Raw genomic sequence first — 11440 nt, 5'->3', positions numbered from 1 at the left:
TTACAGGCCTTAATTAATACGTTGGGTGTTAACAATACTATTTTCAGTTCCAAAACTGTTAGCCTCATAAGCGTCTGCTTTATGATCGTTATCCCAAAATTCGCCATTTATTAAATAACGAAAGTGGTATTGTTGATCAAGAGGAAGGCGTTGTTTGCATTTAAACACACCTTGTTTTTTATTAAGCTTCATTGGCACGGGCTGCCAACTGTTAAACTCGCCAATTAAGCAGACCTCTTGCGCATCTGGGTGAGCAAATTCAAAGGTGATTTCCGCTTCATCTTTTGTTTTAAAAAATCGTTTGTGCAACATAGTAGGCTCCAACTAAACAGTAAAAGGTATTTAATTATTGCCACAGGGCCTATTTTTAAGCTGGCGATGTGGGAATGTATTCAGTCAAACTTTAAGCTAACCGTAGTAAAGCAAACTTTTGTTTACGCTTTATTACAGTGCAGGCAATCTTACTTATCGCACTTTATTAGTGCATAAAGCGTAAAATATAGACATTAAGAATTGCATATACATTACAGAGCAATTTTCAAACCAATTGGAGCGATTTTAACCATTTAATACTTATCTTAATTACACTGATGATTTGGTTTGAAGTAATGAGAGAGCTTACTCAAGAAACTGCTTTTGTTACGTATTCACATCAGTGATAATACACATCAATTTAACGCTCTGAAATATCGTAAATTTCATGTTGAAAAAAAGCATTTTATTAACTACGGCATTCATTTTTTTAGTTGTCGCAGTGTTTATTATTTCCTCAATCTACACCTTATACAGTAAAAAGGAAATTTCATTCGACCCTAAACTCAAAGAAATATCAGGCATTGAATTTGATAAGCGCGATCGCTTGTGGGCAATTAATGATGGGGGTGACGATCCAAAGCTTTACCGCTTAAATAAAGATGGGTCGATTGCGCAAGAAATTTTAGTTTCTAATGCTAAAAACATTGATTGGGAAGACATGACTCAAAATAAATTTGGTCATTTCTTTTTAGGTGATTTTGGTAACAATAAAAATGATAGGCGTTGGCTTACTATTTATAAAATAGAGAATCCAATTGATATCAAAACCGATACAACAAATGCCGAAATAATAAAGTTTACGTACCCTGAAATGGATGGCAATCCAATAAAACCAAGTAATCGTAATTTTGATCTAGAAGCGTTTGTAGCCTTGGGTCGCCACCTTTATTTATTCACTAAAAACCGCACAGAACCTTTTGATGGCATTACAAATTTATATAAAGTAGGCGACCACGCTGCTAACTTTAAAGCCCAATTAATAGGATCATTTAAAACCTGTACAACAATGGAAAAACTGTGCTGGATAACCTCTGCAGCGTTAAGCCCAGATCGTAAAAAACTCGTACTACTTGACTCTACCAGTATTTGGTTATTTGAGAACTTTAAAGGTGATCAGTTTTTCTCTGGTGATGTGTCTAAAATAGATTTAGGCATCGTTACGCAAAAAGAAGCCATCACTTTTTATGACGATAATACAATTGTATTCACCGACGAAGAGTTTAAAGGAATTGGTGGTAATGCCTACTTTATAAAACTTGATAAAGCAAAAAAAGTGGTTGTCAAACGCGCTCTCCCATAGTGCAAAAACATAAATTCACATAGGAAGTACATCAACGTTTAAACTTGGTTTCTAAAATAACCGAAGAAGTTGTGCGTTCCACACCATCTAAATTACCAATATCATCGAGTAAGTGGCTGAGTTTTTCTAAGTTTTGTGCTTGTACAACTGCAATTAAGTCAAACTCACCACTTATAGCATAAAGCTGTGATATCGCATCAATTTGCTTTAGCTCAATATTCGTCTTAGTAGTAAGCTTTTGAATCACCTTTATTGACACATGTGCCGATACCATTTTACTTAAAAAAGCATCGCCGTAATCAACGCTATAGCCTTTAATAACACCCGTTTCTTCTAATTTAAGCATCCTACTTTGCACTGTAGAACGCGATAAATTAAGAATTCTAGCTAAATCAGAAATACTCGCTCTAGCGTTGGTTTTAAGGACAGAAAGTAACTTTTCATCTTGTGGAGTTATCATATTGCTTATTGATTTCGTTATTTTGACTTTTATTGTAATCAATTTTCACAAAATAGCACTGCAAATTTAACCTATAACCTTCGATAATAACCACTAATAACAAAAATTACCTAGCTGAGAAAACGCTAACGTTTTTATTTTGCTAATCTTTATTCAATATTCACAATTTTTAGGTGTACATAATGCAAGTAACAAGAGACTTATTTAACGATGTAATGGTGCCAAACTACAACCCGTCGGCAGTTATTCCAGTGCGAGGCGAAGGCTCACGTGTATGGGATCAAAATGACAATGAGTTTATTGATTTTGCAGGCGGTATTGCCGTTAATTGTTTAGGCCACTGTCACCCAGCGCTTGTTAATGCGCTAAAAGAGCAAGGCGAGAAAATTTGGCACTTATCAAATGTAATGACTAACGAGCCTGCCCTGCGTTTAGCACAAAAAATGGTTGAAGCGACATTTGCTGATAAAGTGTATTTTGCAAACTCAGGTGCAGAAGCTAACGAAGCGGCTCTGAAGCTTGCTCGTCGTTTTGCACTTGACGTATACGGCGAAGAAAAGTCACAAATTATAGCGTTTAACAAAGGTTTTCACGGTCGTACATTTTTTACTGTAACGGTGGGTGGACAAGCTGCTTACTCTGATGGCTTTGGCCCAAAACCTGGCGACGTTATGCATTGTGATTACAACGATATTGCAGCATTTGAAGCACTTATCAGTGATAAAACATGTGCCGTGATGATGGAGCCACTTCAAGGTGAAGGCGGCATTATTTCACCTACCGACGAATTTGCTAAAAAAGTACGCGAATTATGTACCAAACACAATGCACTGCTAATTTTTGATGAAGTACAAACAGGCGTTGGCCGCACTGGCGATTTATACGCTTACGAAGGCTTAGGTGTAGTACCCGATATTTTAACGACTGCTAAAGCATTAGGTGGTGGTTTTCCTATAGGTGCTATGATCACACGCACTGCTATTGCAGAGCATTTAAAAATAGGTACGCACGGCTCTACGTACGGTGGCAACCCACTTGCCTGTGCAGTAGCAGAAGCAGCCTTTGATACCGTAAATACACCTGATGTACTAAACGGCGTAAAAGAGCGTGAACAGTTATTCCGCGATGGCTTAAACGCAATAAACGAAAAATACAACGTATTTAGCGAAGTACGTGGTAAAGGTTTACTTATTGGCGCTGTATTAAACGATAAATATGAAGGCCGCGCACGTGACTTTTTAGTTGCCAGTGCTAACAATGGTTTAATGAACCTTGTTGCAGGCATGAACGTGATTCGTTTTACCCCTTCTTTAGTTATTCCATTTGAAGACATTAAAGAAGGCCTAGCACGCTTTGAAAAAGCAGTAAGCGACGTAGTAAACGGCTAATTTAATTAAGCGCGCCTCAGGGCGCGCTGTTGGAGTAAGTAATAAATGCAAGTATTACGTCCTATTACCACTGATGACTTTGCTGCACTTAAGCAAATTGCGATTGAATCGGGCCATGGGTTTACCTCACTTCCGGTGGACGATGAGCAATTAAAAGACAAAATAGACCGCGCCGAAAAAAGCTTTGCTAAAAATATCAGTCAGCCGTTAGATGAGAGCTACCTATTTGTTTTAGAAGATAGCGAAACAGGTGAAGTCATTGGTACTACCGCCATAGAAGCCGCTGTTGGCTTATCTGTGCCTTTGTACCATTACCATTTAGGTAAAACAGTACACCACTCACCTACACTTAATGTTTATAACACCGTTGATATTTTAAGCATGTGTAACGATTACACCGGATGCTCTGAAATATGTACTTTGTTTTTGCGCGAAAACAACCGCAAAGGTTTAACCGGTCGATTTTTATCACGCTCACGCTTTTTATTTATGGCCCAGCACAGCGAGCGTTTTGCCGATACCGTAATTGCTGAAATGCGTGGCGTAAGCGACGAAGAAGGCCATTCACCGTTTTGGCAGTGGTTGCAAGAGCACTTTTTTAGTATTGAGTTCCCCAAGGCTGATCACTTAGTGGGACTTGGCGATAAAGTGTTTATTAGTGAATTAATGCCTAAATACCCTATTTACGTCAACTTACTCAGTAAAAAAGCCCAAGCAGTGATTGGCCATGTGCATGACAAAACTAAACCGGCGCTCAAACTGCTCGAAAAAGAAGGTTTTGAGCATCGTGGCTACGTTGATTTGTTTGATGCAGGGCCAACGGTAGAAGCTAAGCTTGGTAATATTCGCAGTGTTCGTGAGTCTCAAGTATGCCCTATTACAATTGGTGAGCTGGAACATATTAGCCAGCACAGCTCAGATACTTTAGCCATTTGCAATCAAGGTGTAAGTGGGTTTAGAGCAACCTTTACCCAGCACGCCCACTATAACCACGCTAAGCACACATTAGTAATAAGCCAAGAAGTGGCTGATGCCCTTAATCTATCCCAAGGAGATGCAGCGCGTTTTTTCCGCCTGTAAAACAAATATGAACACACACCTTATAAATAACCAATGGCATACAGGCCAAGGCCCCGCTTTTAACTCTGTTAACCCAAGTAACGGCGAAGTTGTATGGCAAGGTAATGGCGCAAATGCCGAGCAAGTAGATTCTGCAATTAATGCAGCTAGAGCCGCACAAGTACAGTGGGCCGATACGCCAATTGAGTCGCGTATAACCATACTTGAAAACTTTGTGGCACAATTAAAAGAGCACAGCGAAGAATTTGCAGCCATTATAGCGCGCGAAACCGGTAAGCCTCTTTGGGAAACACGCACAGAAGTAGGCGCTATGACAGGTAAAGTGGCCATTTCTATCAAAGCCTATAATGAGCGTACCGGCACCACAGAAAACCCAATGCCAGGTGCAAAAGCATTTATACGCCATAAACCACACGGCGTTGTAGCTATATTTGGCCCGTATAATTTCCCTGGGCATTTACCTAATGGCCATATCGTACCGGCTATTTTAGCGGGTAACACCGTGGTATTTAAACCGTCTGAGCTTACACCTCACGTTGCTGAATTTACTTTAGCACTTTGGTTAAAAGCAGGATTACCAGCGGGTGTCATTAACCTAGTGCAAGGTGAAGTAGAAACAGGTAAAGCACTTGCTTCGCATCAAAACATAGACGGCTTATTTTTTACCGGCAGCTCAAACACCGGCCATTTATTACATAAACAGTTTGCAGGCCACCCAGGTAAAATATTAGCACTTGAAATGGGCGGTAATAACCCATTAATAGTTAAAGATGTAGCCGATGTAAGCGCTGCAGTGCACGATATTATTCAGTCTGGCTTTATTACTTCTGGCCAGCGCTGTACTTGTTCCCGCCGCGTGTTTATTGAGAATTCAACCAATGGCGATGCCATTTTAGAAAAACTAATTAGCGCGACTAAAAATATTGTTGTTGACGACAGTTTTGCAACTGACCAGCCATTTATGGGTGCAATGATAAGCGAAAAAGCAGCCCTTGGTATGGTTGCTGCGCAAAATGAATTAGTTGAAAGCGGCGGCGAAATACTCGTTGAGCTTAAGCAGCTAAAAGCAGGCACAGGCTTTGTAAGCCCAGGTATTATTGATGTAACTAACATTGCTAACATGCCAGATGAAGAACACTTTGGCCCGCTTATAAAAGTTTACCGCTACAACAACTTTGACAGCGCAATAGCAGAGGCTAATAACACCAGCTTTGGTTTATCAGCAGGCTTACTTAGCGATAACGAGGATGATTACAGCCACTTTTTAAAACGTATTCGTGCTGGCATTGTCAATTGGAACCGCCCTATTACAGGTGCATCTAGTGCTGCACCGTTTGGTGGTATTGGTGCAAGTGGTAATCACCGTGCTAGCGCTTATTATGCTGCAGATTACTGCGCTTACCCTGTTGCGTCGGTTGAATCAGAAAAAGTGAATTTACCGCAAACTTTAGCACCTGGCTTAGTAATAGAATAATACCCATTTTTAAGGATTTAACATGCATACCAACGTAAATACATTATTTGAAAACCTATGGGATAACTATTTAGCAGTTACCCCATCGGCAGATAAAATTCATGACCTTTTAGGTTCAACCCAAAAAGACGACATAATTAACGACCATATTGCGCTACGTACGTTCAATATTGAAAAAGTAGGCCTTGAAAAACTAGCAGCACACTTTTTAGCGTTAGGTTACACAGAGTGCGGCGAATACCACTTTGAAGCTAAAAAGCTATACGCTAAACACTACGAACACAGCGATCCTAAGCAACCTAAAGTATTTATCTCTGAGTTATTAGTAGAAAAGTGCTCGCCAGAGTTACAAGCTATTGTTACCGATATGGTAAATCAAATTGATGAAAGTGCTGTAACGGCTGATAACTTTTTATATTCAGGTACACATTGGCAAGTAAGCGGTGAAACCTACAAGCAGTTATTAGCAGAAAGCGAATATGCTGCGTGGATGTCGGCATGGGGCTACCGTGCAAACCACTTTACTGTAAATATTAATATGCTTGCAAAGTTTGATAACATTCATGATGTTAACCAAGCGCTTAAAGATGCAGGCTTTGCGCTTAATACATCAGGCGGCGAAGTAAAAGGCTCGCCAGAGGTGCTACTGGAGCAATCATCAACACTAGCAGATGAATACGCTGTCAGTTTTAGCGACGGCGACATGCGCATTCCTAGCTGTTTTTATGAGTTTGCAATACGTTACCCTAAAGCTGATGGTGAACTTTACACGGGGTTTGTTGCAGCGTCTGCAGATAAAATATTTGAAAGCACTAACGCACGCTAATTTGATGAAAACAAAAAAAAGCCCTTACGGGCTTTTTTTATGCTCACGAACTTAAGCATGCAGATAAAATACCTACATCATAAAAACAAGGGTTTATAGTCGTTTTCTAGTTGTTCAAAAGATAAGTCACCAATAAAGCGCCCAAAACTCAACCATGTTGCTAGTCCGCGTAAATCTTTAAAATGCGGGGGAACAAACTTAGGGCTTTCAATCACACCTAAATCATGAAGCTGGGAAATTAATCTAAAATCATCAATAGACAACTTACCGACTAATAACAACGGTAACTGATCGATTCGCCCTAACTGAATTGCCACACGTATTAAGTTATACACTAAAACAAAGCCTTTTATGTAGGCAATGTCTTTAGTAAACGGTAATCCTGTTGCTGTGCTGCCTCTAAATACACGCTGAGCCAACGTATAACTATCGTCTTTAGATATTCCTTGAGCTACGTAATCTCTATATATGTCTACAAACTCAGCCCCATCTATCACCTTGGTAACCGCTTGAATACGGTTAACTAATTTTGATAAGCGCCTAGGGGTAGATTTTAAAGTAATAATTTCAGTTAATACTGCTAAGCCCTCTTGTGTTACTGTTGAGCTTGGTGTGCCCTTACTTAAACAGGTTAAATAAGGTTGGGCTAAACCATTTTGAGTCGTGCCCACATGAATCCACCCTTCATGTACTTCTAATATATCTAATTCACGTTGTGAAAATTTAACATCTTGGTTTAGCTTTATATTGTTAGCACCTGCTGCTGCGTCGCTTACAATCCCATCGCTCAACATAACCTCTACATTTATACCTGGCATACTGGCATTAACTTGCTCTGATAAAATTCGCACCGCGTCGCTAGCATCTATATTTTTAGGATCATCGGGTAAAATGTCGGCCATTAATAAATTTTGCAGTGGTTGCTCTAGCATATTCGCAAGCTCGGAGAGTGAGGGCTCACCCGCATGGAATAAATCTTTAGGATGACCAAAAAGCTCAACTGATAAATCATGAAATTCAGGAGTACCTCGGTACTCCAACATACTTAATACCGTTTTATATTCGCCACACATTTTACCCATATATTGAGAAATGGGGTTTAACTGACCTAACTGGTTAATAATGTTTCGGTGTAATGTTGAAAACGCTTGACGCAACTCGCTAGGCAAAAACCTAAATCGCGCTGTTGGTAGTATGCACGATCTATTAGAGGGTTTTTTTGACACTTTTGCCTAAAAAATTCCTCTTTGATCTGTTTATCCCAATTTATTGCATCAAGAATTCGAATAGGTGTTTGAAGTGCAATTAGTTGGTCTGATAACTCACGAGTTTTAAGCAGTAACGCCTTGTCTATCATGTTGAAAGCTCAATAAAAAATGAACCATGAGCATAATTTATAATCAGTAAATCGCCAAGTATTATCAATCAATTTTATCTGTTGTTTTAACCTGATCGACCCTCATATCTAATACGTATTGAATCTTAAATTAAAGGTGTGATATATGAAAAATGAACTCGACAATAAACAAATACTTGCCGTGTACGAGCGAATACAAAAACGCGGAGAAACGAACGATGAAGGTAAGCATTATCAAGGTGTTACTGCATTTTCAGATATAGATGGATACACAATTTATTTACAAGGTAGTGGCGTACTATTACGCTTTGGGTTTCATAATACTTATCATCTTGATTACGAGCACGATAAACATAAAGATGATTTCTTAAAAAAATTACACAATATTGCTAACGAGGAATAATGTATCCAAGAAAAGTAAGAAAGCGCAGCGACAGCAAGCTCAATACAGCCTTTATTAATCAGGTAATAGCTGCGCTTAAATCAGATCCATCAAAACTCGCCGTCATTCAAGAAAACCTGGAACAATACAGAAGCCAACGCCATTTAAAACGGGGGTTTTTACTCGCAATTGAACGCTTTGACTGGGTATTTGAGGCAAGTGATGATGTTAATTTTATTTGTGAACAAATACTAGCTGACGACTATATTGGAAATCGCCTAAGACGTTACCCCCTTCTATTCAAAGGCGTGATTAGCGAACAATAATAGCTATTATTTATACTAAATAACATCTATACAAGCCAGATAAAAGCCTCAGGTAATTTCCAAATTAGCGTGGTTAATATTATTTAGCCAGGGCTAGTTGCCTTACCGCGCCCCTAGTAATACTAACCTTCCCTAAGTTATTAGTGCACTAAGTAATTGTTGTGTTTGTGCTCACTTGGATTAAAAAAATACTATTAGTACTCTAATTATTACCACTCAAATAAATTTATTCATCTTTTATTTGATAACAAGGAGTAAAGATATAATTACACTCTTAAGCATTTCTAAAAAAACATTTAAACCACTGTTTTAAATAGTAATTAACCATCTATTGCATCTATTTTCTTAAGTACTTCTCCTGTTGGTTTTATTAATAATTCATCTACATTTTAGTATCTGACTATTTACTTCACCCTTGAATTGTTAGAGCTATTACCTTAAGCTTATCTTTATTGAACGTTCAATTAATAAAAATTATGCCTAAAGTTGGAATGGAACCTGTCAGGCGTCAACAGTTAATTGACGCAACAATTGAGTCAGTGGCGATGCGTGGACTACAAGCAACTACCATTAACAGCATTAGTAAAAATGCAGGTTTATCGTCAGGCATTATTAGTCATTACTTTGGTGGTAAGCAGGGTTTAATAGAAGCAACTGTTCGTTATTTGCTTTCTAATCTTAAAAAAGACCTTATTGAAAAAGTGTGCAACAACACCAGCGCTTCACAGCGCCTTATGTTTATTATTGAAGCTAACTTTGCGCTTGTACAACAGCGCAGTGATACAACCAAAACTTGGTTGAGCTTTTGGGCGCAATCAATGCACGATGACGAACTTCACCGACTGCAAAATGTAAACAGTAAACGCTTGCAAAGTAATTTAGCATTCTCACTTAAGCAATTAATGCCTATTGAGCAAGCAAAACAAGCTGCTGAACTTAGCGCCGCTATGATTGATGGCCTATGGTTGAGAGCAGTATTGAGTAAATCCGACAAAAACCAGTTTAAACACAGTGAAACTCTAGCAAAAAGCTATGTAAATTCACTCATCAAGCAATATGGAGCCTAGCGTGAGCAAACCAGTCTATCAAAATTTTATTAATGGCCATTTTCTTGCTAACCAAAGCGGTGAAACTTTTGATGTAACTAACCCTGCAACAGGTGAAGTTATTTACAGTGTCGAAGTTGCCGATGAATTTGTTCAAAACGCAGCCATTGAAAGTGCAAAGCAAGGTTTTGCACAGTGGTCAAAAATGGCCCCTATTGAACGCAGCCGTATTTTATTAAACGCTGTGGCAATACTTCGCGAACGTAACGATGAGCTTGCCTTAATAGAAGTGCTTGATACCGGTAAGCCAATGCAAGAAGCAAACTGTGTTGATATAGAAACCGGCGCCGATGTAATTGAATACTTTGCAGGCCTAGCCCCTGCGCAAGTAGGCCAACAACAAATGGTAGGCGAAGACTTTTACTATACACGTAAAGAGCCATTAGGGATTTGTGCCGGTATTGGTGCGTGGAACTACCCGCTACAAATAGCATGTTGGAAATCAGGCCCAGCCCTTGCTGCTGGCAACGCATTTATATTTAAACCATCTGAAGAAACGCCACTAGGCGCTATTAAACTTGCCGAAATTTTTGTAGAAGCGGGCGTACCTGCTGGCGTATTTAATGTAGTACAAGGTGCGGGTGATGTAGGCCAATGGCTAACTGCACATAGTGAGATTGACAAAGTGTCGTTCACTGGCGAAGTAGGCACAGGTAAAAAAGTAGTCGCAAGTGCTTCAGGCACATTAAAAGACGTAACCATGGAGCTTGGCGGTAAGTCGCCGCTTGTTGTGTTTGATGATGCAAATATAGAGCAAGCAGTAAGCGCTGCCATGCTAGGTAACTTTTATACCCAAGGCGAAATTTGCACTAACTGTACACGTATTTATGTTCATAAAAATATATATCAGCAATTTATTGATGAGCTTAAAACGCGAACAGAGAAAAATATTATTGCGGGCGACCCGCAAGATTTAAACACTAACTTTGGTGCGCTTATCTCTAAAAAGCATCAAGACTTAGTAATGAGTTATGTTAATAAAGGGATTGAAGAAGGCGCAACACTGCTTACCGGTGGTTCAACGCTTTCACCTGAATCTGCGCCTAATGGCTACTTTGTTGCACCTACCGTGTTTATTGATTGCAACGATGAAATGACGATTGTTAAAGAAGAAATATTCGGCCCAGTAATGAGCGTACTCGTTTTTGAAGACGAAGACGATGTAATTGCACGTGCCAATGGTACTCACCTAGGCCTAGCTGCAGGCGTGTTTACTAGCGATATTAAACGCGCACACCGCGTAATTCATCAATTAGAAGCCGGTATTTGTTGGATTAATGCCTATGGTAACTCACCTGCTGAAATGCCTGTTGGTGGTTATAAGCAATCTGGTATTGGCCGTGAAAATGGCATAGAAACACTTGATCATTATACGCAAACTAAGTCTATTTATGTTGGTATGGCCGACATAGAAAGCCCATTTTAA

The 11440-nt window shown here is 39.4% G+C and carries 11 protein-coding genes and 1 pseudogene; 9 read left to right on the top strand and 3 right to left on the bottom strand.

Going from position 1 to position 11440, the window contains the following annotated elements; genetic code table 11:
- Positions 1–9 precede the first annotated feature (9 nt).
- Positions 10–312 carry an isoamylase early set domain-containing protein gene (locus MTF67_RS05370; RefSeq protein ID WP_008127875.1) on the bottom strand — a complete coding sequence of 101 codons (303 nt, stop codon included), beginning with the start codon at positions 310–312 and terminating at the stop codon, positions 10–12.
- Positions 313–700: 388 nt separating this feature from the next.
- On the opposite strand from MTF67_RS05370, the gene MTF67_RS05365 reads away from it, so the two are divergent.
- The gene (locus MTF67_RS05365) at positions 701–1615 is read left to right on the top strand and encodes a hypothetical protein (RefSeq protein WP_243534112.1); all 915 of its coding nucleotides are present in this window, start codon (positions 701–703) and stop codon (positions 1613–1615) included.
- Between the two features lie 31 nt (positions 1616–1646).
- Here MTF67_RS05365 and MTF67_RS05360 read toward each other — a convergent pair whose 3' ends face one another.
- Entirely contained in the window at positions 1647–2075 is a 429-nt protein-coding gene (locus tag MTF67_RS05360) for an Lrp/AsnC family transcriptional regulator (protein ID WP_006791771.1), read from the bottom strand.
- A gap of 182 nt (positions 2076–2257) precedes the next feature.
- On the opposite strand from MTF67_RS05360, the gene MTF67_RS05355 reads away from it, so the two are divergent.
- The 4 genes from MTF67_RS05355 to MTF67_RS05340 are packed head-to-tail and all read left to right on the top strand — an operon-like array spanning position 2258 to position 6843.
- Positions 2258–3463, top strand: coding sequence for an aspartate aminotransferase family protein (locus MTF67_RS05355; protein WP_248518926.1), 1206 nt, complete (start codon positions 2258–2260; stop codon positions 3461–3463).
- 45 nt (positions 3464–3508) lie between these two features.
- Positions 3509–4543, top strand: coding sequence for an arginine N-succinyltransferase (gene astA / locus MTF67_RS05350; RefSeq protein WP_248518925.1), 1035 nt, complete (start codon positions 3509–3511; stop codon positions 4541–4543).
- A gap of 7 nt (positions 4544–4550) precedes the next feature.
- Complete coding sequence (gene astD / locus MTF67_RS05345) at positions 4551–6017, top strand: succinylglutamate-semialdehyde dehydrogenase (RefSeq protein ID WP_248518924.1); 1467 nt, start codon at positions 4551–4553, stop codon at positions 6015–6017.
- A gap of 22 nt (positions 6018–6039) precedes the next feature.
- On the top strand, positions 6040–6843 hold the full coding sequence (locus tag MTF67_RS05340) for a DUF1338 domain-containing protein (RefSeq protein WP_248518923.1): 804 nt from the start codon (positions 6040–6042) through the stop codon (positions 6841–6843).
- 77 nt (positions 6844–6920) lie between these two features.
- On the opposite strand, the pseudogene MTF67_RS05335 reads toward MTF67_RS05340, so the two are convergent.
- A pseudogene (locus MTF67_RS05335) lies at positions 6921–8200 on the bottom strand (flavohemoglobin expression-modulating QEGLA motif protein).
- A 145-nt stretch (positions 8201–8345) separates the two neighbouring features.
- On the opposite strand from MTF67_RS05335, the gene MTF67_RS05330 reads away from it, so the two are divergent.
- The 4 genes from MTF67_RS05330 (at position 8346) to betB (ending at position 11440) form a co-directional block, all read left to right on the top strand.
- On the top strand, positions 8346–8603 hold the full coding sequence (locus MTF67_RS05330; protein WP_006791765.1) for a DUF3081 domain-containing protein: 258 nt from the start codon (positions 8346–8348) through the stop codon (positions 8601–8603).
- On the top strand, positions 8603–8908 hold the full coding sequence (locus MTF67_RS05325; protein ID WP_010556260.1) for a hypothetical protein: 306 nt from the start codon (positions 8603–8605) through the stop codon (positions 8906–8908). Before MTF67_RS05330 ends, MTF67_RS05325 begins: the two co-directional genes overlap by 1 nt.
- Positions 8909–9399: 491 nt before the next feature.
- Positions 9400–9975 carry a transcriptional regulator BetI gene (gene betI / locus MTF67_RS05320; RefSeq protein ID WP_248519118.1) on the top strand — a complete coding sequence of 192 codons (576 nt, stop codon included), beginning with the start codon at positions 9400–9402 and terminating at the stop codon, positions 9973–9975.
- A gap of 1 nt (position 9976) precedes the next feature.
- Positions 9977–11440 (top strand): betaine-aldehyde dehydrogenase, encoded by a 1464-nt coding sequence (gene betB / locus MTF67_RS05315; protein WP_248518922.1) that lies wholly within the window; start codon positions 9977–9979, stop codon positions 11438–11440.

It is taken from the genome of Pseudoalteromonas sp. 2CM32C (assembly GCF_023161925.1).
GTDB classification, from domain to species: domain Bacteria; phylum Pseudomonadota; class Gammaproteobacteria; order Enterobacterales; family Alteromonadaceae; genus Pseudoalteromonas; species Pseudoalteromonas marina.
The sequence above is the reverse complement of the archived record's forward strand: the minus strand, read 5'-3'. Positions and strand labels throughout refer to the sequence as shown.